20 protein-coding genes and 3 tRNA genes are annotated in these 26,381 nt (G+C 55.9%); 13 read left to right on the forward strand and 10 right to left on the reverse strand.

Annotated elements, in window-relative coordinates:
* Nucleotides 1-187: 187 nt before the first annotated feature.
* Nucleotides 188-2,509, reverse strand: a complete 2,322-nt coding sequence (locus C1A08_RS10155) for a GH92 family glycosyl hydrolase (protein WP_101573243.1) — start codon at nucleotides 2,507-2,509, stop codon at nucleotides 188-190.
* Nucleotides 2,510-2,932: 423 nt separating this feature from the next.
* Here C1A08_RS10155 and C1A08_RS13275 point away from each other — a divergent pair, with 423 nt between their 5' ends.
* Complete coding sequence (locus C1A08_RS13275; RefSeq protein WP_180951570.1) at nucleotides 2,933-3,085, forward strand: hypothetical protein; 153 nt, start codon at nucleotides 2,933-2,935, stop codon at nucleotides 3,083-3,085.
* A gap of 100 nt (nucleotides 3,086-3,185) precedes the next feature.
* Here the strand turns inward: C1A08_RS13275 and C1A08_RS10165 are convergent.
* The 5 genes from C1A08_RS10165 to C1A08_RS10185 all read right to left on the reverse strand — a co-directional run bounded on the left by C1A08_RS10165 (nucleotide 3,186) and on the right by C1A08_RS10185 (nucleotide 6,753).
* A tRNA-Thr gene (locus C1A08_RS10165) sits at nucleotides 3,186-3,257 on the reverse strand.
* 112 nt (nucleotides 3,258-3,369) lie between these two features.
* Nucleotides 3,370-4,761, reverse strand: a complete 1,392-nt coding sequence (locus C1A08_RS10170; RefSeq protein ID WP_257937104.1) for a DUF5723 family protein — start codon at nucleotides 4,759-4,761, stop codon at nucleotides 3,370-3,372.
* 36 nt (nucleotides 4,762-4,797) lie between these two features.
* Nucleotides 4,798-6,498 (reverse strand): DUF4621 domain-containing protein, encoded by a 1,701-nt coding sequence (locus C1A08_RS10175; protein ID WP_101573247.1) that lies wholly within the window; start codon nucleotides 6,496-6,498, stop codon nucleotides 4,798-4,800.
* A 68-nt stretch (nucleotides 6,499-6,566) separates the two neighbouring features.
* Nucleotides 6,567-6,639 (reverse strand) — tRNA-Gly (locus C1A08_RS10180).
* Between the two features lie 31 nt (nucleotides 6,640-6,670).
* A tRNA-Tyr gene (locus tag C1A08_RS10185) sits at nucleotides 6,671-6,753 on the reverse strand.
* A 296-nt stretch (nucleotides 6,754-7,049) separates the two neighbouring features.
* Here C1A08_RS10185 and C1A08_RS10190 point away from each other — a divergent pair.
* From C1A08_RS10190 to C1A08_RS10205, 4 genes are all read left to right on the forward strand, one after another.
* Nucleotides 7,050-8,069, forward strand: a complete 1,020-nt coding sequence (locus tag C1A08_RS10190; RefSeq protein ID WP_101573249.1) for a GHMP family kinase ATP-binding protein — start codon at nucleotides 7,050-7,052, stop codon at nucleotides 8,067-8,069.
* A complete protein-coding gene (locus C1A08_RS10195; protein ID WP_228385777.1) occupies nucleotides 8,057-8,782 on the forward strand; it encodes a nucleotidyltransferase family protein in 726 nt (241 codons plus the stop codon). The genes C1A08_RS10190 and C1A08_RS10195 overlap by 13 nt, the downstream gene beginning before the upstream one ends.
* On the forward strand, nucleotides 8,779-9,315 hold the full coding sequence (locus C1A08_RS10200; RefSeq protein WP_055205918.1) for a D-glycero-alpha-D-manno-heptose-1,7-bisphosphate 7-phosphatase: 537 nt from the start codon (nucleotides 8,779-8,781) through the stop codon (nucleotides 9,313-9,315). Before C1A08_RS10195 ends, C1A08_RS10200 begins: the two co-directional genes overlap by 4 nt.
* Before the next feature lie 156 nt (nucleotides 9,316-9,471).
* Nucleotides 9,472-10,131: a DUF3575 domain-containing protein gene (locus C1A08_RS10205; RefSeq protein WP_101573251.1), complete on the forward strand. Its 660-nt coding sequence runs from the start codon at nucleotides 9,472-9,474 to the stop codon at nucleotides 10,129-10,131.
* Here the strand turns inward: C1A08_RS10205 and C1A08_RS10210 are convergent, their stop codons facing one another.
* Nucleotides 10,132-10,656, reverse strand: a complete 525-nt coding sequence (locus C1A08_RS10210; RefSeq protein ID WP_101573253.1) for an HdeD family acid-resistance protein — start codon at nucleotides 10,654-10,656, stop codon at nucleotides 10,132-10,134.
* Nucleotides 10,657-10,994: 338 nt separating this feature from the next.
* On the opposite strand from C1A08_RS10210, the gene trpB reads away from it, so the two are divergent.
* Genes trpB through trpA form a run of 7 tightly spaced genes read left to right on the forward strand, consistent with a single transcriptional unit; the run spans nucleotide 10,995 to nucleotide 17,354 of the window.
* Nucleotides 10,995-12,197: a tryptophan synthase subunit beta gene (gene trpB, locus C1A08_RS10215; protein ID WP_101573255.1), complete on the forward strand. Its 1,203-nt coding sequence runs from the start codon at nucleotides 10,995-10,997 to the stop codon at nucleotides 12,195-12,197.
* Nucleotides 12,178-13,584, forward strand: a complete 1,407-nt coding sequence (locus C1A08_RS10220) for an anthranilate synthase component I family protein (protein WP_101573257.1) — start codon at nucleotides 12,178-12,180, stop codon at nucleotides 13,582-13,584. The genes trpB and C1A08_RS10220 overlap by 20 nt, the downstream gene beginning before the upstream one ends.
* A 4-nt stretch (nucleotides 13,585-13,588) precedes the next feature.
* A complete protein-coding gene (locus tag C1A08_RS10225; protein WP_055205929.1) occupies nucleotides 13,589-14,152 on the forward strand; it encodes an anthranilate synthase component II in 564 nt (187 codons plus the stop codon).
* Nucleotides 14,153-14,169: 17 nt separating this feature from the next.
* Nucleotides 14,170-15,165 (forward strand): anthranilate phosphoribosyltransferase, encoded by a 996-nt coding sequence (gene trpD, locus C1A08_RS10230; protein ID WP_055205930.1) that lies wholly within the window; start codon nucleotides 14,170-14,172, stop codon nucleotides 15,163-15,165.
* A gap of 4 nt (nucleotides 15,166-15,169) precedes the next feature.
* The gene (trpC, locus tag C1A08_RS10235; protein ID WP_101573259.1) at nucleotides 15,170-15,955 is read left to right on the forward strand and encodes an indole-3-glycerol phosphate synthase TrpC; all 786 of its coding nucleotides are present in this window, start codon (nucleotides 15,170-15,172) and stop codon (nucleotides 15,953-15,955) included.
* Nucleotides 15,956-15,959: 4 nt separating this feature from the next.
* The gene (locus C1A08_RS10240) at nucleotides 15,960-16,574 is read left to right on the forward strand and encodes a phosphoribosylanthranilate isomerase (RefSeq protein ID WP_101573261.1); all 615 of its coding nucleotides are present in this window, start codon (nucleotides 15,960-15,962) and stop codon (nucleotides 16,572-16,574) included.
* A 6-nt stretch (nucleotides 16,575-16,580) separates the two neighbouring features.
* Nucleotides 16,581-17,354, forward strand: coding sequence for a tryptophan synthase subunit alpha (gene trpA / locus C1A08_RS10245; protein ID WP_055205937.1), 774 nt, complete (start codon nucleotides 16,581-16,583; stop codon nucleotides 17,352-17,354).
* Between the two features lie 182 nt (nucleotides 17,355-17,536).
* Here the strand turns inward: trpA and C1A08_RS10250 are convergent, their stop codons facing one another.
* The 3 genes from C1A08_RS10250 to C1A08_RS10260 all read right to left on the reverse strand — a co-directional run bounded on the left by C1A08_RS10250 (nucleotide 17,537) and on the right by C1A08_RS10260 (nucleotide 25,307).
* Nucleotides 17,537-18,187, reverse strand: coding sequence for an HAD family hydrolase (locus C1A08_RS10250; protein WP_055205939.1), 651 nt, complete (start codon nucleotides 18,185-18,187; stop codon nucleotides 17,537-17,539).
* A 78-nt stretch (nucleotides 18,188-18,265) separates the two neighbouring features.
* Nucleotides 18,266-20,569 carry a translocation and assembly module lipoprotein TamL gene (tamL, locus tag C1A08_RS10255; RefSeq protein ID WP_101573263.1) on the reverse strand — a complete coding sequence of 768 codons (2,304 nt, stop codon included), beginning with the start codon at nucleotides 20,567-20,569 and terminating at the stop codon, nucleotides 18,266-18,268.
* Nucleotides 20,562-25,307 carry a translocation/assembly module TamB domain-containing protein gene (locus C1A08_RS10260; protein ID WP_101573265.1) on the reverse strand — a complete coding sequence of 1,582 codons (4,746 nt, stop codon included), beginning with the start codon at nucleotides 25,305-25,307 and terminating at the stop codon, nucleotides 20,562-20,564. The genes tamL and C1A08_RS10260 overlap by 8 nt, the downstream gene beginning before the upstream one ends.
* A gap of 174 nt (nucleotides 25,308-25,481) precedes the next feature.
* On the opposite strand from C1A08_RS10260, the gene purU reads away from it, so the two are divergent.
* Nucleotides 25,482-26,342 (forward strand): formyltetrahydrofolate deformylase, encoded by an 861-nt coding sequence (purU, locus tag C1A08_RS10265; protein ID WP_055205943.1) that lies wholly within the window; start codon nucleotides 25,482-25,484, stop codon nucleotides 26,340-26,342.
* The last annotated feature ends 39 nt before the right edge of the window (nucleotides 26,343-26,381 follow it).

The raw sequence follows: 26,381 nt of genomic DNA on the forward strand, positions 1-26,381 counted from the left end.
ACACTCCGTGCAAAATTCCTTTTTTTGGGCTGTTGCTATAATAAAAATAGCACAATCTTTCGAAAAATCCGCTATTTTATATTTATAAGATCATTGTAAATTAAATAAATATTGTCCGATATTTTGTTAAACTGAATCCTCGATTTTCCCGAAACGGCTCTTCCCGCCAGTCAACGGCCTCATTGTATTATTTGTCAGCCGGTTGCCCGGGCGATACCGGATGCTTCCTTTCCGTCGAAAACGAATACGGAAAATCTTCCGGGGCGATTCCCCGCTTTTTATTCGGAACGCGATCCATCTTCACCTGCAATTTACCTCCCCGCAGCAGATTGCCGTGGGTAAGGTAATTTTTCGTATATTTTTCTCCGTTCAGCGACGCGGAGCGGATGTAACGGTTCCCGGGGCCGTTCTCCGGCGCCTCGATCGTGAACAACTTCCCGTTTTCGAATCGGAGCACCGCCTTGCGGAACAACGGCGCTCCCATTACATACTGGTCGGTACCCGGACAGACCGGATAAAAACCGAGGGCGGAAAAGACATACCAAGCCGAAGTTTGCCCGTTATCCTCGTCTCCGCAGTAGCCGTCCGCCCGGCTGTTGTACAAACGGTTCATCACCTCGCGGAGCCAGTACTGCGCCTTCCACGGCTGGCCGGCATAATCGTACAGGTAGATCATGTGCTGCACCGGCTGATTGCCGTGAGCGTAGTTTCCCATATTCATCACCTGCATCTCCCGGATCTCGTGGATAATTCCGCCGTAATAGCTGTCGTCGAACAGCGGCGGAACGTTGAATACCGAATCCAGCATCTGCACGAAACCGTCCGGACCGCCCATCAGATCGACCAACCCCTGCGGGTCGTGAAAAACGCTCCAGGTATAGTGCCAACTGTTCCCTTCCGTGAAAGCGTCGCCCCACTTCAGCGGCGAGAACGGGCTCATAAACGCCCCGTTGCGGTTGCGGCCGCGCATCAGACGGGTCTCCGGATCGAACAGGTTCCGGTAATTCATCGCCCGCTTCTCGTACAACTCGACTTCTGACCGGGGCTTTCCCAATGCTGCGGCCAGTCGCGAAATGCACCAGTCGTCGTAAGCATATTCAAGCGTGCGCGCGGCGCTTTCATTGATTTTGACATCGTAGGGAACGTATCCCAGGCGGTTGTAATATTCGTATCCGAGGCGTCCGGTAGAAGACACTTTCGGATGAACGGCCTGCGTGCCATGCACCAACCCTTCGTACAGCATTTCCGCATCCCCGACCTTCACGCCTTTGAGGTAAGCGTCCGTTAGTACGGAAGCCGAATTGTTCCCCACCATGCAGCCGCGGTGACCGGGACTCGCCCACTCCGGGAAAAAACCGCTCTCGCGGTAGGTGTTCAGCAATCCTTCCTGCATCTCCCGGCTCTGCGACGGATACATCAGGTTCAGCAGCGGAAACAGGCTGCGGAACGTATCCCAAAAACCGGTATCCGTGTACAGGTAGCCGGGCAACACCTTCCCGTTGTACGGACTGTAATGAACGACCGTTCCCCGCGCGTCGATCTCGTAAAATTTCCGCGGAAACAGCAGCGACCGGTACAGGCAGGAATAGAACGTGCTCAGTTGGTCGTCGCTGCCGCCCTCTACGTATATGCGGCTCATCGCTTCGTTCCAGGCCGATTTCCCCTGCGCGACGATCCGGTCGAACGAGTTACGGCCGAGTTCCTGCAGGTTCAGCTGCGCTTGCTCGAAACTGATAAAAGAAGAGGCTACCCGCGCATGCACGACCTCTCCGCGCCGGGTGCCGAATCCGATGACGGCTCCCGTATGATCGCCGGTTTGCTCCGAAGCATCGGTCATCGAACCGTTGACGACCGTTTTGCAGAACGTGAAAGGCTTGTCGAAAACGATAACAAAGTAGTTCTTGAAATTTTTCGGAACGCCGCCGCTGTTGCGGGTCGTATAGCCGATGATCTTGTTCTCCTCGGGAATGACGCGCACGAAGGAACCCCGGTCGAAAGCATCGACGACTACGTACGAGTCCCCTTTCGGAAACGTAAAACGGAACATGGCGGCCCGGTCGGTCGGGGTGATTTCCGTCGTTACGTCGTAATCCGCCAGATAAACGCTATAATAGTACGGCTTGGCCGTTTCGGCTTTGTGCGAAAACCAGCTTGCCCGTTTGTTCTCATCGAATTCGGGGCGGCCGGTCAGGGGCATCAGCGAGAACTGTCCGTAATCGTTGATCCACGGACTGGGCTGGTGCGTCTGTTTGAATCCCCGGATCTTATCGGCCGTGTAAACATAAATCCAGCCGTTTCCCATTTTGCCGGTCTGGGGCGTCCAGAAGTTCATGCCCCACGGCCTGGCGATCGCCGGATAGGTATTGCCGGTCGACAGTTCGTAAGTAGACTGCGTTCCGATCAGCGGATTGGCGTATTCTACCGGATCGAAAGCGCGCTCCTCGCCACGGGTGTGCATCGTAACAAGCACGGCCGTCGCCGTGAGGCACAATATCTTCGTTATCTTCATATCGTTATTACTTTTTGTCCGGCACGGAAAACGTCGCCGTGGCGCAGTCCGTCCGGCTCATCAATCTCGTCTTTGAATACGCCGTCGGCATTCGCTTCGCGCACGATAGTTTCTTTTTCGTACCGGAGCGCTACGTACTCCGGTCTGCTGCCGGTATCAAATATAGGATATTTTTCCGAAATAACACAATCGAACACGGCCGACTGTCGTTCGGAATTTTTCCGCCTTTTTACGGAACGGCTCGTTTTACGCCCTTTAAAAACGAAAACGGATCGCGGATTCGGCCGGTACGGAACATAATTTGCACAGGCGTACCGAAAACGACTCGATGCAAAAAGGAAGACAGGAAGCGTTTAGCGGCGGGGTGCTGTTTGCGAGCGCCGTTGCCTTCCGGATGCGGGAACGCGCCCTGATCCGGTCGCCGTGACGCTGAACAACGGCAGGAAAAAAGCGCTCTACCAACTCAGTATCGCGGCGATCTTCGTCCATATCGCGGTCTCGATCGGCTGCTACGTCGTCGTAGCGACCGCCTGGGCGGTTCCGGCGAAAAAACTGGAACGGTCGATTGAAAAATAATGTTACCGAATCGCCCTTTCGCAAACGAAGCGAATCTAAAATCGTCCGTCGAACGGAATACGTAAAAAGGACGCTGAAAAGCGTCCTTTTTATGACCGTGAGCTGTTTACGAGACTTGAACTCGTGACCTCTTCCTTACCAAGGAAGTGCTCTACCACTGAGCTAAAACAGCAATATTTCATATCGAAACCTCGGGTGCGGCACCTTTGGTTTTGCGGGGACAAAAGTAATATTTATTTTTAAAATACCAAAACTTAGCCCGAATTATGTACGAAGAAATTCGATTACCGCCGACATTGCCGTTCTTTCCGGAGCGGAACGCTGAGCCCGAAGTACAGATTGGCCGCGGAAGCTTTGATCGGAATGAACTGCGGATTCACCTTGGTAAACATATAATCGCTGCCGACAAAGAAGTTGATCCACGACGGGCTGAAGTTAAGCGCGAAACCGAACGTCTTGAAAGCGCTGTGAACGAACGAATAGCTGACCGTCGCGGCGAACCAGTCGATCGGACGATAATTGACCGAAGCGGTCAGTTCGGTATAGATTTTCGGCTTGTAGATGCGGGTGCTGGAAAGCAGGCCGAAGCCGACCCGGTTCTGCGCTACGGAATACTCGGCGCCCACGTTGATCGTACTGCGCAGCAATGTAGTGCGACTCCGCGAAGGGGTCTCCGAAAAATGAAACAGGTTTTGCAGGTTGCCGGTCAGGTCGTCCATCTGGTCGCTCATCGAGTTGTCCGGCTGATCGTCTCCGATCGGCAGGTCGAAACCGTCGAAATCGAAATCGCCCTTTGCCGCGCCGTTGACCGTCGAGCGTTTGCTCCACGTAATGAATCCGAAATCGATCACCGCTCCGGAAACCGTAAAATTGTCCAGTACTTTAAAGGTCGCTCCGAAATCGATGGCGCTTCCGTAACCGGCCGCTCCGGGCGAATGATAGTCGAACCCGTCGATGTATTCCCGGTCGTTCTTGTCGGTGCTGAATTTCGGGCGCAGCCCCTGTACCGAAGCGGACATATACCCTTCCGAAGTAATCCGCCATGCGTCCCCGTTCATAACGGCGTGCAGATTATTGAAATAGACGTCCGCATTGCCGGCTCCGACCAAGAACTTATATTTTCCGCCGATCGTCCAACGACCGTTCAGCGGGTGCGAGTATCCGACCGATACGTCTACGTAAAAGTCGGCATATACGTGCAGTTTCTTGATATCGTAAGTCGTTCCTTCCGGCCCCGAGCCGTATTTCATGAATTCGAACAGCGATTTGGGAACGTTGCCGCTGACGGTTCCCTTGACTCCGATACCGATCGTCCAGAAACCGTGCCCGGAAAACCAGCCGGCCGAAACGATCTCGGTCGCTATGTCGGCATTCAACTGGTTGTTCGTCTTAAGTCTGCGCAGGAAAGATTCAGCAGGAACCGACGGGTCCATAAAAGTCACCAGGCGTCCGTCTGTCCGGTAAAACAGATCGCCCAGAGCCATGCCGTTCGAGGCGTACATCGCCGAAACGGAACCCGCGGCCGGGATGGCAACGAATCCCCGGACCGGACGGAAGGCCGGATTCATCGAGGTTCTCAGCGTAGCCTTGTCCATAAAATATGCGGTGCGCAGTTGCTGTGCCGCAGCCGTCAGAAAACCGCACGACAAGCAGGCGAGCAATAGGAATTTCTTCATAATCGGGTCGGGAGTTTATAACCTCTTTCGGTTGTCTTATTCGTTGGTGGTGATATTGATTCCTCCGCTCTTGCGAAGTTTCAGCGTCAGCTTGGCCTGCTGATCCGGTCGCAGGTGCCGTCCGGCCAGCGCGTCGTCGCAATAAGCTTCGAGCCGGATGCGGAGGTTACGGGCATTTTTCATTTTAGGCATGTCCGCTTCTGTAATGACGAACGATACATCGCTGACTTCGCCGTCGGTTCCCAGACCGCCGCCCTTGACCTTTTGCGGCTCGAAATCGATTCCGACCGGAACGTCCGCCGCATCCGTAACGATCAGGTTCATATCGAAATTCAGCGGCAGGGAGTTGGTCACACGACCGTAAATTTCGGCCGAGCCGCCGGAAAACAGGTAATCGATCAGATCCGCGTCGAATACTTCGTCGACCGTCTGATCGGTCTGTCCTCGGAAATCGGCGGCGGGAGCGAGCGGAATCTCGGCCGTGTAGGCGATCCGGGCGAAAGCGTCTTTCGGATAGAAGCAGGCGCGCGAATCGGTCAAGTCGGTATCCGTGCGTACCTCCGTACGAATCGCTATATCGTCCGGAGAGATCCGGATCAGATCGTTGACCGGACATGCCGCAAACGTATATTCCGCCGGAACGTCACGGTCGGAAGCGCCGAGCCAGATATTGCTGACGGCGGTTTGTCCGTAAGCGCCGGGAGCATTCATCGTGATGCGGTCGACCGTAACCGACTCCGTAGCGCCGGAGCGATCGTTGACCGAAGTCATCGCGAACGATGCCCGTAGCGGGATTCCGATGTTGCTCTGCGCCGTCAGTCGGATGCGCGGATCGGCAAAGCTCAGCACGTTGTCGTCGCCGTCGAACAGGTCGTCGAGTCCTTCGGTCGCGATGTCAACCTGTCCCGCCGTAAAATTATCGTCGATCAATCCGTAAATCACCCGGAAGTCGGGCGACGAGATCCCCCCTGAAATTCGGAGCCCGGGACTCCCCGAAACGGACAGCGAAGAACCCTTTTTGATCCGGAGCGAAGCGTTATACGCGATCCGGTCGTCCGCGCCGACGACCGCTTTTTGCAACAGGAGGCGTACCGTTTTCTGGCTGCCGGCCAGTTCCCGCATCGGGATCGTACAAGTATATTCGGAACCGGTGAAACTGCCATCCTGCCCGGTTTCGGCAGCCAGGCGGTATCCTTCCGGGAAAGATGCGCGGAACACCACTTCGGCATCTCCGCCGTCGAGCCGAAGGTTGTCGACGGAAAGTTCCAGTCCGAGGCGCGACGCCCCGTTGCGGTTATCGAACAGAACGGAATCGAGCCGGGCGATATCGTCCGTCGTCAGGTTGAGTTCGACGGCGGATTCGCCGAGTTCGATCTCGGCATCCTCCGGATAATCGTGGGGATGTTCTCCCGGGACGAGCGGAATGTCGAGCCGGGATTCCGGAAATTCGGAATCCCCGAAGCCCACTCCGCCGGGCATATCCACGTCGATCCCGCCGGAATACCGCGCCACGTAATTTCCGGCGTCGTCGATCGTGATCTCGTCGTTATCCCCGACGTTGATAATATCTCCCGCAGAAATGACTCCCGTCCCGAGCGGCAGGGTCAGGTCGTTTCCGATCGTAATATCGTCCGTATCCAGATCGGACAGATCGTATTGCTTGTCGATACACGAATACTGCCCCGCGAAAATTGCAAGAACAGCAATTCTGCAGGCTCCTCGTAGTATATTTACCATGTCGTTCGGGATTAGCGTATGTAACAGGATACAAAAAAACCGCTCTATGAGCGGCCCTGTGAAATCAGAGCGGAAGACGAGATTCGAACCCGCGACCCTTAGCTTGGAAGGCTAATGCTCTACCGACTGAGCTACTTCCGCAAAATCATGCCGGTATACACCGGATTACGTGTGGGCGGAGATGGATTCGAACCACCGAAGTCGAAAGACAGCAGATTTACAGTCTGCCCCATTTGGCCACTCTGGTATCCGCCCGTTTTATAAGAACCGTTTCGAAAAACCGCCGCCGTTTTCCCGGCCCGGCGGGCACAAAAGTAAAAACGATTTTTGAATTCTGCAACGACCATACGCTGTTTATCGAACTTTTATACGTATTTTATCGTTTCGCAGCACGTTTCGCCGCATCTATAAATCTTGCAATAAGCCATTTAGGCACCTAATCGCATTCCCGGACAAAATGAAATCCGGAAATCCGCGCCGAAGCGGATTTCCGGATTCCGGAGGTCGTGTCGATAAATGCGTTATATTTGTACCTGTCAAAAATCGCAGACATGATTTATCGAAGCAAGGCCCCGCTACGAATCGGCTTCGCCGGCGGAGGAACGGATGTCAGTCCCTATTCGGATATTTACGGCGGAGCCGTCCTGAACGCGACGATCTCCCTCTATGCTCGCGCCAGCATCGAACCGCTGTCCGAACGGAAAATCGTCTTGCAGACGCTCGATCAGGGACTCGCCTCTGAATACGGCCTGCACGGGGATCTGCCGATCGACGGAAATATGGATCTGCTGAAAGCCGTCTGCAATCATTTCCGCAGCCGTCACCGGATCGACGGGGGATTCCGCTTGTGCACCTATGTGGACGCTCCGGCCGGATCGGGACTCGGATCGTCGTCGACGCTGGCGGTAGCCATTGCCGGTGCATTCGTAGAGTGGCTCAGGCTGCCGTTGGGCAGTTACGATATCGCCAGTCTGGCCTACCGGATCGAACGGGGCGAACTGGGGATGGCCGGCGGAAAGCAGGATCAGTACGCCGCCACGTTCGGAGGCTTCAATTACATGGAATTTTTCAAGGACGATAAAGTGATCGTCAATCCGCTCCGGGTGGACAAGGCTTGCACGAACGAACTGGAGAACAATCTGTTACTTTTTTACACATCGCAAAGCAGGATCTCCGCCAGAATCATCGAAGAGCAGCAGCGCAACGTGACGAACAACGACAGGGACTCCGTCGGGGCGATGCATGTCATCAAAGAGCAGGCGACCGAAATGAAGGAAGCGCTGCTGACCGGACGGATCGACCGGATCGGGGAGTTGCTGCACGAAGGGTTCGTCTACAAAAAAAAGATGGCCTCTTCGATATCGAACCCGCTGATCGACCGGATCTACGAAACGGCGCTCGAAGCCGGCGCGCTGGGCGGCAAGGTACTCGGAGCCGGCGGCGGCGGGTTCATGGTCTTCTATTGCCCGGATTTCAAGCGCTACCAGGTCATGCAGTCGCTCGCCCCGTTCAACGGGATTTTCAAAACTTATCAATTCGTAAACGACGGTTTATTTACATGGAGTATATGAGTATGGAACAACGCGAAGGAATCGTACTGGCGGGAGGCCTCGGAACGCGCCTGCGCAGCGTGGTCAGCGATCTGCCCAAATGCATGGCGCCCGTGGCAGGACGTCCGTTTTTATACTATTTGTTAAAATATATGGAAGTCCGGCGCTTTACGCGCGTGGTACTCGCCCTCGGCTACATGCACGAATCGGTACAGCGGTGGCTCGCCGGCGAAAAATGGGATTTTGAGATACGCTGCTCGCTGGAGGAAACTCCTCTGGGAACGGGCGGAGCCGTCCGGCAGGCGCTGAGCCGGACGGACGGAGACGAAGTCTATATCCTGAACGGGGACACGTTCTTCGACGTCGATACGGACGAAATGGCCCGCGTACACCGGGCGAGCGGAGCCGCCGCGACGATCGCGCTGAAACCGATGACCGATTTCTCGCGTTACGGCGTAGTCGAAACCGCTCCGCAGGGGAGGATCGTCGCGTTCCGCGAAAAAAAATACTGCCCGCGCGGACAGATCAACGGCGGCGTCTACCTGGTCGACAAAAAATCGGGACTGCTGGACTTCCCGTCCGAACGGTTCTCGTTCGAAACGGATATTTTGCAGCAACGAGTGCGGGATTGTCTGCTCACCGGATATGCGAGCGACGGTTATTTCATCGACATCGGCATTCCTGAAGATTACGAAAAAGCCGATACGGATTTCAAAACGCTGTTTCCGCGATGACCGTGCAAACCGCTTTCGACACGCTGTTTCTGGATAGGGACGGGGTCATCAACGTACTGCGTCCGCACGATTACGTCAAATCGTGGGACGAATTCGAATTTACCGATGGAGCGATCGAAGCGCTGAGGATGCTGAGTCCGCTTTTCCGGCATATCGTCGTCGTCACCAATCAGCGCGGCGTCGGGAAAGGAGTGATGACCGAAGAGGCCCTGCGGACGATCCACCGGAGAATGATCGAAGCGGTCGCCGCCGGCGGAGGCCGGATCGACGCCGTTTACTACTGTGCCGACCGGAACGAAGACAGCCCGAACCGGAAGCCGAATACCGGTATGGCCCTGCAAGCCCGCAGGGACTTTCCGGACATCGATTTTTCGAAGACCATACTGGTCGGCGACAGCGGCAGCGACATGGAGTTCGGCCGGAGAATCGGAGCCCGAACGGTGCTGATACATCCGGACGATCCCTCCGCGGCGTTCGGATCCTTGTACGATTTTTCGCTGCGGTACTGCGAAGAACACGGTTCTGGAGCTTAAAAAACGCGAAACCGCTCGGATCATACCGCAGCCGAATCTCTCCTGCGGTCGAATTACGGAGAAGCAGATATTCCGAACGAGCAAAAACATTGTCGATCCGGATCTTATGCGTACATTTGTTCCGTAAACGAATCCGATCCATAACAGACCCTTTGCATGAAACCGATCCTGAAGACTCTTTTGATCCTGTTCGCGTTATCGCTGCCGACGCAGCGGCTCGACGCTCAGATCTACGCGAAACTGAACGGCCTTTACGCCCTGGTGGGCGTTATCAATCCGGCCGTGGAATTCACCGTTTCTCCGAAATCGACTTTCCAGACCGAAATCGTTTTTTCTCCCTGGAAATACGTCAACGACCACGGTGTCGACAAGCCGATGAAATTCGGAATTCTCATGACCGAATACCGCCGCTATTTCAAGCAACACAACCGGGGCTGGTATCTCGGCGCCAACATGGGTATGATGGGATTCAAAATGTCGAAACCGCAGTTTTCGGACGGCTGGTTCCTCGAAAACCGGTACAGCAAAGGGTACGGGATGATGATCGGTATCTGCGGCGGCTTCGAATACCAGTTCGCCGACCGTTGGCTGCTGGACGCCTATTTCGGATGGTCATACATGCTAAGCTGGTACAACGGTTATAGCCTCGACGGCACGATCGACCTGTATCCCCACCGTCCCGTACAACTCGAAAAGCCCGATCCGTTCAATGGCTCGCACGAGTGGCTGCCGAACAAGATCGGGGTGTCGATCGGATTCATGATCTTCAACCCGGCGCGCCGGGGACGCACGGGAAGTTCCTGCGCCGTAAGATAGTTATTCCGTTTTCGGCTTTCTGAACCGGAATCCGTTGATCAAACCGGATATCCCGTAAACCATGCTGGTAATGCCGAACAGAATGAACGCCGTTTCGGCGACGCTGAACGGGTCGAACAGGATGACGATTCCGCAGATCAGGATCAGTACCGGCACCACGTAGAAGAAACCGGGCACCTGCGTCCACCGGCGGGCCGAAGCCAGCGATGCGATTTGCTGAATCCCGGCTATCACCAGCAGCGCTCCGAGCACATACATCAGGATGTTGACGAAAAAGGCGGGCATCACGATCAGCCACAGTCCGAACAGCGCGCTTCCGGCGCCTTCGATCGGGAACGCCGCATCGGGATAACGTTCTTTATCGCGCATCAGATAACCGATCATCGCGATCAGGCCCGGCACCAGGAACAGCACGCCGATTACGATGACCAGATAATTGATCGTGGCGGCCGGCCACAAAACCAGAATCAGTCCCAGCACGATGGCGAAGACACTCCGCAAGGCCGGATTATTGACGACTTTCATAATTTTTTCGGTTTTATCAGATTGTTGAAACGAATATACTGCCAATCATGGAGATAATCAAGGGATCGGTCGGTTTTTCGTATCAATAGATCGGTTTTTTACAAAAATGTTTTTGATTTTTTAAAACTATTCCTACCTTTGAACCGTAAACAGAAACGAAAATGAAAGCATTCCGTTTGAATAATTGGTGGTGGTGCATCCTACAACTTCCTCAGTCGTAAGGTTGCGGACTCGCGTATCTGTTCAAAACGAAACCAAAGATAACAAAGAGCCCTGTCGTACTTACGACAGGGCTCTTTCCGTATGACGACTAAAACAAAATCATAAAAACGAAACCGATGAAAACATTTCAAGTAGACGAAAACGGCTATTACGGCAGGTTCGGCGGGGCTTACGTTCCCGAAATTCTTTACCGATGCGTAAAAAACCTGCAAGACAACTACCTGACCGTTATGCAGTCGGAAGCGTTCCGCCGCGAATTCGATCAACTGCTGCGCGACTATGTCGGTCGCCCTTCCCCGCTCTATTTCGCACGGCGCCTGTCCGAACGGTACGGCTGCAGGATCTACCTCAAACGCGAAGACCTGAACCATACCGGAGCGCACAAGATCAACAATACGATCGGACAGATTCTGATCGCGCAACAGATGGGCAAAACCCGTATCATCGCCGAAACGGGCGCAGGGCAGCACGGTGTGGCTACCGCTACGGTCTGCGCGCTGAAAAACATGCGGTGCATCGTCTACATGGGCAAGACCGACGTAGAACGTCAGCACACGAATGTGCAGAAAATGAAAATGCTGGGCGCCGAAGTGCGCCCGGTCACTTCGGGCAACATGACGCTGAAGGACGCCACGAACGAGGCAATCCGCGACTGGTGCTGTCACCCGACCGACACGCACTACATCATCGGCTCGACGGTCGGCCCTCACCCTTACCCCGATATGGTGGCCCGGCTACAATCGGTCATCAGCGAGGAGATCCGCAAACAACTGCAGCAGCAGGAATGCCGCGACTATCCGGACTACCTGATAGCCTGTGTCGGCGGCGGCAGCAATGCGGCCGGAACGATTTACCACTACATCGACGACCGGCGCGTGAAGATCGTACTGGCCGAGGCCGGTGGAAAAGGCGTCGACTCGGGATTGTCGGCTGCAACCATTCATTTAGGCGAAGAGGGTATTATTCATGGGGCCAGAACACTGGTCATGCAGAACGAGGACGGACAGATCGAAGAGCCCTACTCGATCTCGGCCGGATTGGATTATCCGGGCATCGGTCCGGTTCACGCGAACCTCGCCGCGCAAAAGCGGGCGACCGTGCTGGCTGTCGACGACGACGAAGCGCTGTATGCCGCATTCGAACTGACGCGTCTGGAAGGTATCATCCCGGCCCTGGAATCGGCCCACGCGCTGGGCGCGCTGCCGAAAATGCATTTCAAACCGGAAGACGTCGTCGTGTTGACCGTATCCGGCCGGGGCGACAAAGATATCGAAACCTATATCAAACAAATGAAAAACGATGAAAATATTTCGTTATAAAACCGCCTGCAAGCAGGTTCTGGGGGATCTGCATACGCCGGTAAGCATCTACCTGAAAGTCCGCGACATCTATCCGCAGTCGGCCCTGCTGGAGAGTTCCGATTTCCATGCCGGCGAAAATTCGCTCTCTTATATCGCGCTGTGTCCGCTGGCCAGCTTCGACGTGAACGGCGATGTTTGTACGATGTCTTTCCCCGACCGCACGGTATTCCGCGAGCCGGTCGGCGAATCGTTCTCCGTGACCGACGCGCTGAACGCATTCCTGAAAAAATTCCGGATCGAAGGCGAACAGGCCGAACGCTGCGGCCTGTTCGGATACACGGCATTCGACGCCGTCAAATACTTCGAGAAGATCCCGGTGATCGAAAGCCACGACGCGCAGAACGATGCGCCGGACATAATGTATATCCTTTATAAATACTTATTAGTATTCAATCATTTCAAGAATGAATTGACGTTGATCGAGCTACTATCGGACGGCGAAAATACGCGTCTGCACGAAATCGAAAGCGTGATCGGCAACCGCAATTTCGCTTCCTACGACTTCTCGTTGCGAGGGAAAGAATACAGCACGATCACCGACGAGCAATACCGGGAATTCGTTCGTAGGGGAGTCGCCCACTGCCGCCGCGGAGACGTTTTCCAGATCGTACTGTCGCGGCGATTCGTGCAGCCGTATGCCGGGGACGACTTCAAAGTCTACCGCGCGCTGCGCAGCGTCAACCCGTCGCCCTACCTTTTCTATTTCAATTTCGGAGGGTTTCGCATTTTCGGATCGTCGCCGGAAACCCACTGCAAAGTGCAGAACGGCCGCGCCAGTATCGATCCGATCGCCGGTACGACCCGGCGCACCGGCGACGCGCTGAAAGACAAGCAACTGGCCGACGCGCTGCTGCGGGATCCGAAGGAGAACGCCGAACACGTGATGCTCGTCGATCTCGCCCGCAACGACCTGAGCCGCAACGCCGTAAACGTGAAAGTAGATTTCTATAAGGAGCCGCAATATTACAGCCACGTGATCCATCTGGTTTCGCGCGTCAGCGGCGTGATCGAACCGGACAGCAACCCGGTTCAAACATTCGTCGACACCTTCCCCGCCGGCACGCTGAGCGGCGCGCCGAAAGTCCGCGCCATGCAGTTGATCTCCGAGATCGAACCGCACAGCCGGGGCGCCTACGGCGGCTGCATCGGATTTATCGGGCTGGACGGCAACTTGAACCAGGCGATCACGATCCGCACGTTGGTCAGCCGCAACAACGAACTATGGTATCAGGCCGGAGCCGGGATCGTCGCACAGAGTATCCCGGAAAACGAGCTGCAGGAGGTGAACAACAAACTCCGCGCGCTGAAAAATGCGATCGATATCGCCGTCAACCTTAAAAACTAATGCCATGAAAATACTTTTGTTCGACAATTACGACTCGTTTACTTACAACCTGTTGCATATCCTGAAAGAGTTCGGCGCGGACACGGAGGTTTTCCGCAACGACCGGATTACGCTCGATGAGGTCGCGCGATTCGACAAGATCATCCTGTCGCCGGGACCCGGCATTCCGCAGGAGGCCGGCATCCTGCTGCCGCTGATCGAACGTTATGCCGCCGAAAAAAGCATTCTCGGGGTCTGCCTCGGCGAGCAGGCGATCGGCCAGGCATTCGGCGGGACGCTCGAAAACCTCGAAAACGTCTATCACGGAGTGCAGACCCCGATCAGGCTGCTGGCCGCCGATTATATCTTCGACGGACTGGAATCGGAAATGCAGGTAGGACGCTACCACTCGTGGGTCGTACGACGCGACACGCTGCCGGACTGTCTCGAAGTGACGGCCGAAGACGCCGACGGACGGATCATGGGATTGCGCCACACACGCTACGACGTGCACGGCGTGCAGTTTCACCCCGAATCGGTGCTTACGCCGCGGGGCTGTGCGATTATCGAAAATTTCATTCGTCATTAATCATCTGATATAAAGTCATGAAAGAGATCCTATATAAACTTTTCGAACACCAGTATCTGGGACGAAAAGAAGCGCGGGAGATCCTGCAGGGAATCACGCAGGGCAAATACAACGACGCGCAGATCGCCTCGTTGATTACGGTATTTCTAATGCGCAGTATTTCGGTCGAGGAACTGATCGGATTCCGCGAAGCGTTGCTGGAAATGCGGATTCCGGTCGACCTGAACGAATTCGGGCCGATCGATATCGTCGGAACCGGCGGCGACGGCAAGAACACGTTCAACGTTTCGACCTGCGCCTGTTTCGTCGTGGCGGGAGCCGGCTATCCGGTCGTCAAACACGGCAATTACGGCGCGACGTCGGTCAGCGGAGCGAGCAACGTGATGGAACAGCACGGCGTGAAATTTACGGCCGACAACGATTCCCTGCGTCGGTCGCTCGAACGGTGCAACATCGCTTACCTGCACGCCCCGCTGTTCAACCGGGCGCTGAAAGCCGTCGCCCCGATCCGCAAGGCGCTCGGCGTCCGCACCTTTTTCAACATGCTGGGCCCGTTGGTCAACCCGGTGATGCCGACATACCAGTTGCTCGGAGTCTACAACCTGCCGTTGCTGCGCCTGTACAATTACACGTATCAGGAGAGCGGGACGCAATTCGCCGTCGTGCACAGCCTTGACGGATACGACGAGATTTCGCTGACGTCGGATTTCAAAGTGGCCATGCCGGACAGCGAAAAGCTCTATTCGCCCGAAGAACTCGGATTCGCGCGCTGTCGGGAAGCCGACCTGTACGGCGGCGACACTCCGGAAGAAGCCGCCGCCATTTTCGATCGGGTATTACAGGGCACGGCTACGCCGGCGCAGTCCAATTGCGTAATTGCAAACGCGGCCTTCGCGATCCGGGTAATGCGTCCCGAAAAGTCGATCGATACCTGCATAGCCGAAGCCCGCGAGTCGCTCGCGGCGGGAAAAGCCCTGCATACATTCGAAAAATTCGTCGAACTGAACAGCTAATACGATGAAAGACATCTTACAGGAGATTATTGCAGCCAAACGGATTGCCGTGGAACAACTCAAACGGACGGCCGACCGGAGCGCATTGGAACGTAAAATAGACGAGAACCGTTCGCACAGGTCGATGCGCGAAGCGCTCGCGGCATCGACCTCGGGCATCATCGCCGAATTCAAACGGCGGTCCCCGTCGAAAGGATGGATTAACCGGGAGGCCGATGTCCGCACGGTCGCGTCCGATTACCAGGCCAACGGAGCCGCCGCCCTGTCGATCCTAACCGATACGCCCTATTTCGGAGGTTCGGCCGAAGACCTGATCGCAGCCCGTCCGCAGATCGACATTCCGATTCTGCGTAAGGATTTTACGATCGACGAATTTCAGCTTTACGAGAGCCGGGCGATCGGGGCCGACGCGGTATTGCTGATCGCAGCGGCGCTACCGCTCGCCCGTTGCCGGGAACTGGCGGCGACAGCGCATCGGCTAGGACTGGAAGTATTACTTGAGATACACAGTGAAAAGGAGCTGGATTACATCTCGGACGAAGTCGATATGATCGGCGTCAACAACCGCAATTTAGGTACGTTCGACACTCGCGTCGGGAACTCGTTCCGGCTGGCAGGACAGCTACCGCAAGACCGGCTGTTGGTGTCCGAAAGCGGAATTTCGGATCCGGAAACCGTGAAGAAACTGCGCGAAGCGGGTTTCCGGGGCTTCCTGATCGGCGAGAATTTCATGAAAACTGCCGACCCCGGATACGGACTCGACACATTTATTAAAACTTTAAATCTATAAAACCATGATCTTTAAGGTGTGCGGAATGCGCGATCCGGAAAATATCCGGCGGATCGACCTAAGCGGGGCCGACTGGATGGGATTCGTTTTTTATCCCCCGTCGCCGCGTCGGGTGGAAAGCCTGCCCGCATTCATGCCGGAATACGCCCGGCGGGTCGGAGTTTTCGTTGACGAGCCCGTGGAAAATATTCAGGTACGCGCAAAGGAGTTCGGACTGGATTACCTGCAACTGCACGGTTCGGAATCGCCCGACGACTGCCTCCGACTGCAAGATCGGGGACTCCGTGTTATCAAAGCGTTCCGGATCGGGACGGCGGGCGACCTCGAAGCGACCGCCGCTTACGAAGCCGCCTGTTCCTACTTCCTTTTCGATACGAAAACCCCGGCCTACGGCGGTTCCGGAAAAACTTTCGACTGGACGGTACTCGACGCTTACCGCGGCCAAACGCCGTTCCTGCTCAGCGGCGGCATCGGCCCGGAACACGTCCGGGCTTTGAAGGCGTTCCGTCACGACCGGCTGGTCGGATACGACCTAAACAGCCGATTCGAACAGGCTCCGGGTATCAAAGACGTCGAAAAAATAACGCGATTTATTCAGGATATGAAATGTAAAAAATAAGAAAACATGAACAGAATCAATCGACTTTTCAGCCATGCGGATAAAAAACTGTTATCCGTCTATTTTTGCGCCGGCTACCCTACCGCCGACAGCACCGCCGGGATTATCCGCGCCCTCGAAAACAGGGGAATCGACCTGATCGAAATCGGCATCCCGTTCAGCGATCCGATGGCCGACGGAGAAGTGATCCAGCACGCAGCCACGCAGGCTCTTCGGAACGGCATGAGCCTGAAACGATTGTTCGGGCAGCTTTCGGACATCCGGAAAACCGTCGAAATCCCGTTGATCCTGATGGGTTATCTGAACCCGGTGCTTCGGTTCGGGTTCGAAAACTTTTGCCGGAAATGCGTCGAATGCGGCATCGACGGATGCATCATCCCCGACCTGCCGTTCCAGGAGTATCAGCAGCATTACCGCAGCATCGCCGAACGCTACGGCCTCAAAGTGATCATGTTGATCACACCGGAGACCAGCGACGAACGTATCCGGCTGATCGACAGCAATACGGACGGCTTCATCTACATGGTTTCATCGAGCGCCACGACCGGAGCGCAACAGGACTTCGACGCCCGGAAACAGGATTATTTCCGCCGGATCGACGCAATGCGGCTGCGTAACCCGCGGATGATCGGATTCGGAATTTCGAACCGTGCGACGCTGCAAGCCGCTTACGACCATGCGTCCGGCGCCATTGTCGGCAGTAAATTCGTTTCGCTGCTCGGCGAGACGAATACGCCGGAGCAAGCGATCGAACGCCTGCTGGAAACACTCGAAAAATAAACGATCCGGGAAGCGAACGATCAGCCGTGCGACGGAACTTTTGTTCGCGCGGCCGATCGTTTTACCCGTTCGTACAGGTGCGCGATCTCCGTACGGGCGAACACGTGCTCCGTCAGTGCATCCAACGCTGCAAATGCCACGGGCGTAATAGGCACTGTTTTCGACGCAGCGGAAACACTGTTCTAAAGGATTTCGAGCAACCGATCCGGCTCGTCGATGATGTATTTCGCGCCGTGTTCCTCAAGTTCCGCGCGCGGACGGAATCCCCACGTAACGCCGACCGAACGCAGTCCGCTGTTGGCCGCGGTCAACATATCGACTTTGGAATCGCCCACATAAAGGGTTTCCGTTTTTTTGCAGCCCGTTTCGCAAAGAATGTCGAACACGATGGTCGGGTCGGGTTTCGGCTCGATTCCTTCCCGTTGGCCAAGCACGACGCAAAACGTACCCGCCGGGAAATAACGGTCGATCAGTTTGGCGGTGGCCGCCTGATATTTGTTCGACGCGACGGCCATACGGACGCCCCGTTCCGCGATTTTCCCCACCAGCGATTCGATCCCCGGATAGGGCCGGGTACGATCGGTATTGTGTTCCGAGTAATAGTCCACGAAATCCCGCCGGACCCGCATGACGGTCTCTTCGTCTCGCGCCGCTTCGGGCAGGGCGCGTTCGACCAGCCGGGTAATGCCGTTGCCGACGAAATAACGGTATGCCGAACGTTCATGCGCCGGATAGCCGTTCTGTTGCAGCGCATGGTTCGTAGCGGCAGCCAGATCGTCGATCGTATCGAGCAGCGTCCCGTCAAGGTCGAATATAACCAGTTTGGTATCCATGAAAATCAGATTTATCCTGCAAAAGTAGCCTTTTGCAGAGAGCTATCCTAACGATCCGGCGAAAAACAGCCTTCCGGATCAGAACGGATACCCGATCGCCACGTGGAATCCGAGTCCGTCCTTGAATTTCGAAATGTTGTAATACCCCGGCTTGTCGGGATTCGGATAAGGGGTGTGCAGCGCAATGCCGAGATCGGCGCGCAATACCAGGTAGCTGATGTCGTAACGGAGCCCGAACCCGGTTCCGAGCGCGATCTCGTTGAAGAAACCGCGCCATTTGAGCACGCCGCCCGGACGGTTCGGATCGTTTTTGAGCAGCCAGATATTCCCGGCATCCAGAAATACGGCTCCGCCCAGCCGCCCCATAATCCCGAAACGGAATTCCACATTGGCTTCCAGCTTGAAATCGCCGGTCTGGTCGAGATAACTGTTGCGGTCGTTCTGGGCCGGATGATAACTGCCGGGGCCGATCGAACGGATCGTAAACGCCCGGATGCTGTTGGCCCCGCCGATATAAAATTGTTCGCTGTACGGCATGACGCTCGAATTGCCGTAGGCATACCCGGCTCCGACCAGAAAACGGTAAGCGAGCCAGTTGTTCTTATCGCCGAGCTTCTGGTAAAACTTCACCTCGTTCACATCTTTGATAAACTGCGAGAACTGGTTATTGAACAGCCGTTTGGTTCCGTGCTGACCGCAGGCTTCCCAAATCGCGTACAGCAGGTTGCCCGCCGAGGTGACGGTGTTCTGCCAGAAAAAACGGTTGCGCCGGTACGTCCGGTCGTACGTGTAGGAATAGCTCATCGCCGGAATAAACTGATCTCTGAAACTCAATGCGATGGCCGGGTTCTCGTCCATCGTCTGGTCGAACGATTCGGTCGTATGGAGCAGGTTGTTGTACGAGAGCTTCAGCAGCGAAAGGGAGTGGTAGCTGTACGGCGAAGTCTGGAAATTATAACCTATCGACCCGCTGAAAGAGATCAACTGGAAGAACTTCGGCCGGTTCATCAAATCGACGCCCAACTGGAAAGATGTGCTGGACGGATAGCGGCTGCCTTTGGTGATAAACCGCGGCAGCAGCAACCGTTGCACATTCAGCGTAGCGTTCAGGCCGAATTCGTACGAATTGAGCAACGACGTTTTGGCGCCGCCCGAGTTTTTATTGCCGGTTTCCCATTCGTAGTTGCCGTTCAGCCGCAACGAGAGTATCTCGCCGCCCCGGAACAGGTTGTTGTTGCTGACTTTGAAGGCCAGTCCTGGGCCCAGGAAGCTGTTCGACTTCGAAGTGACGTTCATCTCCAGTTCCGCTTCGAGCGGATAATCGAATCCGGCAGACAAATAGACGTTCAGCGTATCTTTGCCGTCCAGCGAGTCCAGCGGCGTGACGCCGAGGTTCACCGAACGGAAAATGCCGAGTTTATTCAGGTTGGACAACGTCGTATTCTGAGCGTTCACCGTAAACAGGTCGCCCGTTTTCATCGTAATGGATTTCGCCAGCAACTTCGGCCGGATCTTCAGCGGTTTCTGGTAAACGACCGTCTGGCCGGGCAGGTGCAGCGTATCGGGCGCTCCGCCGCGGATATTTTGCAGCGATACGGTGATGCGTCCCACCCGGTACGGAACCAGCGCCGGGGCCGGAATCCCGGGAGTCAGCCTCATCCGCAGATCGACGCGGTTTTTCTGTTGCGTCGTATCGGCTTGATAATCGATGTATTCCGGTCGGAAATAATAATAACCGCGATTTCGCAACACGTTCGTAATCCGGGTTCGTTCGGCCGACAGCGTATCGGTATTGTACTGCGCGCCTACGCGTAGCAGCGAGGTGCTTTCGAGGCTGTCGACCAAACGAGCCATCCCTTCCTGTACCTGCGGATAGCGAATTTCCATGTAGACCGAAGGCTGTCCGACCCGGATCGAATAGCTGATTTTCGCCTTTTTCGGATTACGGCGCGGCAGCAGTTCGTAACCCGCGTCCGCATCGAAATAGCCGTAATTGCCCAGCACGTCGTCGACATATTTCGTCCGGATTTCGGGCTGCACTTTCGAAACCAGCACAGGCTGTTTCGAGAGCTTCCGGTACAACCAATATTTAAACCCCTTCTCTTTGGGCGTGTAAAGATGGTTGTAAGCCCATAAACCGACCGGGAGCGGAGTGCGTATATACGGGGAGTATAACGGATTGTTCGGTTTTACCGAAAGCGGAGCTTTAATGGCCGATTCTACGGTCGAAGAGAGCTCTACGCCCGAATCGGGACGGATCGCTATCTTCTTGACGCCGGTGTACAACACCTCGTCCTGCCCCAGCCGACTGGTCGTCGAACAACCGGCGGCCGAAAGCGCGACGGCGATCCCGATGATTCCGTAACGAACGATTCTATTCATGGGGCGACTGTTTTGGAGGGGTTTGCGGCTGAACTTTATTGCGCATGATGCGGAACAGGTCGCCGAGTTTGAGCATCTTCTTTCGGATGACAAAGCCCACGCCGGTTTCGGTGATCTCGCCTTCCAGAATACTTTCGTACCCGGTATGCCTGAATATTTTCAGGAACATGTTGTCGCGTTTGGTCAACTGGTACTCCAGCGCCACGTCGTCGATCAGGTTCTCTTTCAGGTTCTCGGTCGGATCGGCGTCGGTGCTGAACTTGCCGCCGATCACCGCCTTCACGCGGTTGTTGAACAGACTTTTCGAAAGCTGGTACGAGTAATCCGTCCGGGAATTGACGCCGCCGGAGGCCGCGTCGTCGTAGGTATCGATTCCGAAACTCAGGTCGACTCCCTTCAGGCTGTTCGAGGCCCACTGGTTCAGTTCCTTTTCGATGAACGAATTCAGCGGATTCGCCGAATTGACCTTAGCCGTCGTGCCGGGGCCGGAATACGTATTGTACACCAACAGACTCATCGCCTGCGTAGCCCGTTGTTCGGCGGTCAGCGACGAAAGCTGGTTCTGGATCGTCAGGTCTTCCGGAGCCGACAGGTCGAACGTCACGGAAAGGTTTTCGAGCGTATTGCGGATATTGATGCTGATGTTGAAATTGACCGGACGACTGGAACCCTGTCCGTCGTCGGCCGTAACGCTGGTGCGTACCGTTTCGACGGCCGTGATGTTCAATGTCGGGTCGGCGATCTGGCCGATCCACTCGACGTAACTGCCCTGCGTAATCTTGAAAATTTTCTGGGAGATCACGGGCGGATTGTAACGGACGGTTCCGCCGGTCACTACGTATTTCCCCGAAAAACGGCTGTCGCCGAGACGGTTCATCGAATAGGTCAGGTTTCCGCCTCCCTGCAGGTCGACACGATTCTCCCCGTCCGCCGAAAGGTTGACGGCCATCCGCACCGAATTGTCGACATTGACATTCATCAGGACGTCCATTCCGGCGATATCGAGCACGGGCACCGGCCTGTCCTGCCGTTGAGACACGGTATCGCTGAACGAAACGAACGTAACCATGTTCTGGGCGCGGTTTTTCAGTTCGGGCGGCGCATCCTGCATGACGTAATTGACCTCCGTTCCGCGCAGCAGGTCGACGCTGCCCCGGATCATCAGGTCGTCGATTTCCCCTTTCACCGTGGCCTCCATATCCATATAACCCTGCCCGTATACCATCGACCCTCTGTTCTTCGCGACGTTGATAAACTGGAAATCGGTCGCAGCGATCCGCAAATCCGTCGTAATGTCGGCGAAATCCGCAATGTCCACTTCGCCGTCGATCGTCAGCGGTTTTTTATTCGGGGCGATGATCCGGTAACCCGTAAAACGCACCCGGCTGCTGTCGATCACAATTTTTTCCGTTCCCAACCCGAAAGTCGTACCGATCATAGGCACCTGCACCTGTGTTCCGGCGAAGTGAAGCGCCCCGTCGATCTTGGGTTTTGCGGAAGTCCCGGCCAGGGTCAGTTTGCCTTGCAGCGCACCGGAAAGACGCACGGCGTCTGGCGGCAGGAACGCATTGGCCGGAGCGAGCGGCAGGCCGGGAATCGACACGGTCAGTCCGAGCGGATTCTCCGTATCCCCGCCGCGGTACACGCCGTCCACGCTCAGCGCTTCGGCGCCGTCCAACGAGAGTTTCGCGGAGAGTTGCTGCTGTCGCTGTTCTCCCTGTCCGTAACGGAAGGCCAGCTCGGCGTTTCCGATCCGTTGGTTTTCATACCCCAATTCGGCCAGCGAAACGGAGCCGTTCGCTCCGACCGCACCGCTGCCGACGCGCAGCGACAGATCCGCTCCGAACGTCCCGCTGAAGGGAGGGGCTCCGAGGAACAGTTTCAGCGTCGATGCGATGTCGATCCCCGCGACATGCAACGTTACGGCCCCCGGCTCCGTGCCGGCATCCGACCGAACGGCGAACTGCTGTCCGTCGCGCGTCAGCGAAAAATCGGCGAACAGTTCCCGGTTCAGCCGGTAAGCGATGTAATTGTCCGGATTGACCTGCCAACGGTTGAAACCGAGCACCGGATTTTCGAGCATCCGCACGGCGATCGTACTGTCTTCGAGCGACGCCTTCAGCCCGAAATCGAACCCGCTTTTCCCCTCCCTGTTTTTCTGCAGGAATTTTACCAGCGCCACGTTATCCAGAATATTGCCGTAAACGGCGATCATCGCCGCGTCGTCCATCCGTCCGGGATTGTTCGCCATCCGCAGCAGGTAGTTCAACTGCCTGCCCCGCTGCATCACGCCGAACGTCAGCGTATCCAGCAGCAGATCGCCCGACGCGAACCGGTCGACGCGCAGCCGGGTCGTAAACGGCGTGCTGTCGCCGGACGCGACGTTCAGCGACATCCCGGAAAAACTCATGCCCCGCATCTTCAAAAAGCCGTTCACGACATTGTTCGCGCCGGCGCTGCCGGTCAGCCGGAACGGCGGCAGCTGCCGTGCGACCAGCTCCATATCGAGACTCCCCAGCCGAAGCTGCTCCGAAATCAACGCAACCGCACGTCCCGCCTGCTCCGCCAGCGAATCGACCGGAACCGGAGCTGCGAAATCGAGCCGGAAATCGCCCGACTGCACCGCCGCCGCTACCTTTTCGGCAGCTATTTCCGCCGAAACCGACGTTTTGCGAATACGGTTTTCGCGCCATTTGTCCCACAGCACGATTTGGTCGGCGGTCGCTTCGACCCTGCGCGTCCGGGCCGAATCGGACGAAGCGGCCAGATCGAGGGCCACGGATATCGCCGTCTTTTCCGGCGAAAGGTTCATTCGGTACAGGTTGCAGGTATCGACCGTACCCCGCACCGTTACGGCCTGCTGCGTCTGCGTCAGCAGGCCTTCGATATCCAGTCCGAATTTCAGCGCCTCGCTCTCGCCGGTCAGACGGCCTATCAAACGGTGATCCCGCAGCGAAGCATCCAGCGCGATGCCGCCGTAATCGTAACTTCGGTAAATAAAACGGTCGATCCGCACGGCGGCTTCGGCTACGGTCGATGTATGCAACGGATCGAAACCCGAACCGTCGGCCGCCACCCGCATCGTCAGTACGCCCAGCGAATCGTTCGGCAGAAAACGGCCGACCGGGAAACTGTCGCAGATCAGTTCGGCATTATAAAGCTGCTTTTTACCGTTGAATTCCCCCTTTACGGTCGCCGTTCCCGAACCTATCGCAAACGCCGCTACCGGATAAAACGTTCCCTGCCGCATCCGCAGCGAACCTTCCAGCGCCATCTGTTCCGGAATCCGGAGCCGGCGGCGCAGCGCGGTGTCGGGCAGCAGATCCGTCAGAAACTCCAGTCGGCTGAAACTTCCCTTGAAACGGCACAGCCCTTCGATGCGGGACGGATCGGTCGCCGAAGCGACGTCGGCATTCAGGGTAAGCAGCACGTTCCCGGGAACCGCGATCCGGCTGTCTGCGCGCAAGCGTCCGAGGGTTCCCGCGAAATCGCCGGACAGTTCGAGCGAACGCGTCGACAACATCTGTCGTATATTCTTATCCGCAACGGGCAAGACCGCCTGTAACTCGCGCAACGCCACCTTTGCCTCCAACCGCAGGTTTACGCTCGCGTCCGGAGCGAGCGCCAGCGCCGAAGCGTCGGCCCGCAGATCGACATGCAACGACGACTGTCCGGTCGTCAAGCTGAAATCCGACAGAGCGACCTGCGTGCTGTCCATCGAAAAAGCGCCGCTCAAATCGGCTACCTGCAATCCGCTCCGTTCGACGGCCGAAAAACGGCCGATCCCGATCCGTACCGCAGCGCCCCGGTTATAAACCGAGTCGGCCGACAGATTCAACTGCGTCAGGACGATGTGGTCGAAATCCAGGCCTTCTTTCGGCGCACCCTGCAAGTCGCCGTACGTCACGGCATTGTCGGATAACCGCAACCGATCCACCGCGATCGTCCACGGTTCCGTAACCGAATCTGTCGCGGTCGTGCGGTCGGTGTCCTGCACCGCCGCGATTTTCGTCGTATCGGTCAGAAAGGAATAACTCCCCCCGTCCAATACGATTTCCGTTACAGCCACCTGCTGCCGCGACAAATCCACCAGGCAGTCGGCCAGATTTCCCTGTTTCAGCAATACGTCGAGTTCGGTAATACGGGGCTTCGTTTCCATCGAAAAAGCGATGTCGTCCAGCGCGAGTTTACTTACCCGTATTTTCCAGGCAACCGGCTTTCCTTCAGCCGTCGCCGAGGTATCCGGCGGGCCCTCTCCGATCGACAGCCGGACGGTTCCTTTTTCCAATTCGATTCCGGAGATATCCGCTACGGAGCCTTTCAGATCGATCCGGTCGGCAGCCAGACTGAAATGCCCGACACGGGCGTACAGACCGAACTGCGCCAGCGAATCGGCATAATTCACCGTCGTCCCGTCGAACCCGAAACGATGTACGACGACTTCGCCGCGCAGCAACGGCCACAGGGCGACGTCCGCTTCGAGGCGGGTACAGTAGGCCATCGTATCCAACACCGGGGTAGACACCATCACGTCGTCGACGACCAACCGCAGCGGAAACGACAGGCGTATCTGGCGTACGGACAGGCGCATTTCGGTATTCCGGGCCACGTAAGACTCGGCCTGCCGACGGATAAAATTCTGGATGCCGGGAATATAAAGCAGAAAAGGCAGGACGATCAGCAGAACCAGTCCGCATAAAACGACACGGAACGTATATTTTATAATCTTTTTAAACATCTTATACGGCGGAAACAGGTGCTCCTTAACTAACAATAATTTAGCCAATCCGGAACCAAAACTACAAAATTTTTGCGGGAAAGCGTACGACCCGCGGCAATTCGGCCCGACAATGCCGGATTTCATGAAAAAATCGCTAATTTTGGACGCTAAATCAACGAAGAGAAGACGACCATGAAAGAGGAAGCAGCCCAACTACTACTGTATTGCCCTGACAAACAGGGTATTTTGGCAGAAGTTACGGACTTTATCACGGTAAACAAAGGCAATATCATTTACCTCGACCAATACGTAGACCATGCCGAAAACGTGTTTTTCATGCGTATAAGCTGGGATCTGGACGGTTTTCTGATTCCGAAAGAGAAGATCGAGGACTATTTTAATACGCTCTATGCGCAAAAATACCAGATGACCTTCCGGCTCTATTTTTCGGGCACGAAGCCGAAGATGGCGATCTTCGTTTCGAAAATGTCGCACTGCCTGTACGATATGCTCGCCCGCTACACGGCCGGAGAGTGGAACGTAGAGATCCCGCTGATTATCAGCAATCACCCCGAACTGGAACACATCGGCCGACGTTTCGATATCCCGTTCTACGTTTTCCCGATCAACAAGGAGAACAAGGAGGAGCAGGAACGCGCCGAAATGGAGCTGCTGGCCAAACATCAGGTCAACTTCATCGTGCTGGCGCGTTACATGCAGATCATTTCGGAACGGATGATCGAAGCCTTCCCGAACCGGATCATCAATATCCACCATTCGTTTCTGCCTGCGTTTATCGGGGCGAAACCGTATCATGCGGCTTTCGAACGCGGCGTAAAGATCATCGGGGCGACCAGCCACTATGTCACTACCGAACTGGACGCCGGCCCGATCATCGAACAGGAGATCGTTCGCATCACGCACAAGGATACGATCGCCGATCTGGTCAACAAAGGGAAAGATCTCGAAAAGATCGTCCTGTCGAGGGCCGTCCAAAAGCACATCGAACGCAAAGTGCTGGTCTACAAAAATAAAACCGTTATATTCAACTGATCGGTTCCGACCGACGAAAAGCGGCGCATCCTTTCGGAT

The sequence above is a fragment of the Alistipes sp. cv1 genome, from assembly GCF_900240235.1.
Classification (GTDB): domain Bacteria; phylum Bacteroidota; class Bacteroidia; order Bacteroidales; family Rikenellaceae; genus Alistipes_A; species Alistipes_A hominis.

What these genes read in the sequence shown, in the direction of transcription:
- C1A08_RS10155 (WP_101573243.1), bottom strand. Translation starts at nt 2,509, where the DNA reads ATGAAGATAACGAAGATATTGTGCCTCACGGCGACGGCCGTGCTTGTT.
- C1A08_RS10170 (WP_257937104.1), bottom strand. Translation starts at nt 4,761, where the DNA reads ATGAAGAAATTCCTATTGCTCGCCTGCTTGTCGTGCGGTTTTCTGACG.
- C1A08_RS10175 (WP_101573247.1), bottom strand. Translation starts at nt 6,498, where the DNA reads ATGGTAAATATACTACGAGGAGCCTGCAGAATTGCTGTTCTTGCAATT.
- C1A08_RS10190 (WP_101573249.1), top strand. Translation starts at nt 7,050, where the DNA reads ATGATTTATCGAAGCAAGGCCCCGCTACGAATCGGCTTCGCCGGCGGA.
- C1A08_RS10195 (WP_228385777.1), top strand. Translation starts at nt 8,057, where the DNA reads ATGGAGTATATGAGTATGGAACAACGCGAAGGAATCGTACTGGCGGGA.
- C1A08_RS10200 (WP_055205918.1), top strand. Translation starts at nt 8,779, where the DNA reads ATGACCGTGCAAACCGCTTTCGACACGCTGTTTCTGGATAGGGACGGG.
- C1A08_RS10205 (WP_101573251.1), top strand. Translation starts at nt 9,472, where the DNA reads ATGAAACCGATCCTGAAGACTCTTTTGATCCTGTTCGCGTTATCGCTG.
- C1A08_RS10210 (WP_101573253.1), bottom strand. Translation starts at nt 10,656, where the DNA reads ATGAAAGTCGTCAATAATCCGGCCTTGCGGAGTGTCTTCGCCATCGTG.
- trpB (WP_101573255.1), top strand. Translation starts at nt 10,995, where the DNA reads ATGAAAACATTTCAAGTAGACGAAAACGGCTATTACGGCAGGTTCGGC.
- C1A08_RS10220 (WP_101573257.1), top strand. Translation starts at nt 12,178, where the DNA reads ATGAAAATATTTCGTTATAAAACCGCCTGCAAGCAGGTTCTGGGGGAT.
- C1A08_RS10225 (WP_055205929.1), top strand. Translation starts at nt 13,589, where the DNA reads ATGAAAATACTTTTGTTCGACAATTACGACTCGTTTACTTACAACCTG.
- trpD (WP_055205930.1), top strand. Translation starts at nt 14,170, where the DNA reads ATGAAAGAGATCCTATATAAACTTTTCGAACACCAGTATCTGGGACGA.
- trpC (WP_101573259.1), top strand. Translation starts at nt 15,170, where the DNA reads ATGAAAGACATCTTACAGGAGATTATTGCAGCCAAACGGATTGCCGTG.
- C1A08_RS10240 (WP_101573261.1), top strand. Translation starts at nt 15,960, where the DNA reads ATGATCTTTAAGGTGTGCGGAATGCGCGATCCGGAAAATATCCGGCGG.
- trpA (WP_055205937.1), top strand. Translation starts at nt 16,581, where the DNA reads ATGAACAGAATCAATCGACTTTTCAGCCATGCGGATAAAAAACTGTTA.
- C1A08_RS10250 (WP_055205939.1), bottom strand. Translation starts at nt 18,187, where the DNA reads ATGGATACCAAACTGGTTATATTCGACCTTGACGGGACGCTGCTCGAT.
- tamL (WP_101573263.1), bottom strand. Translation starts at nt 20,569, where the DNA reads ATGAATAGAATCGTTCGTTACGGAATCATCGGGATCGCCGTCGCGCTT.
- C1A08_RS10260 (WP_101573265.1), bottom strand. Translation starts at nt 25,307, where the DNA reads ATGTTTAAAAAGATTATAAAATATACGTTCCGTGTCGTTTTATGCGGA.
- purU (WP_055205943.1), top strand. Translation starts at nt 25,482, where the DNA reads ATGAAAGAGGAAGCAGCCCAACTACTACTGTATTGCCCTGACAAACAG.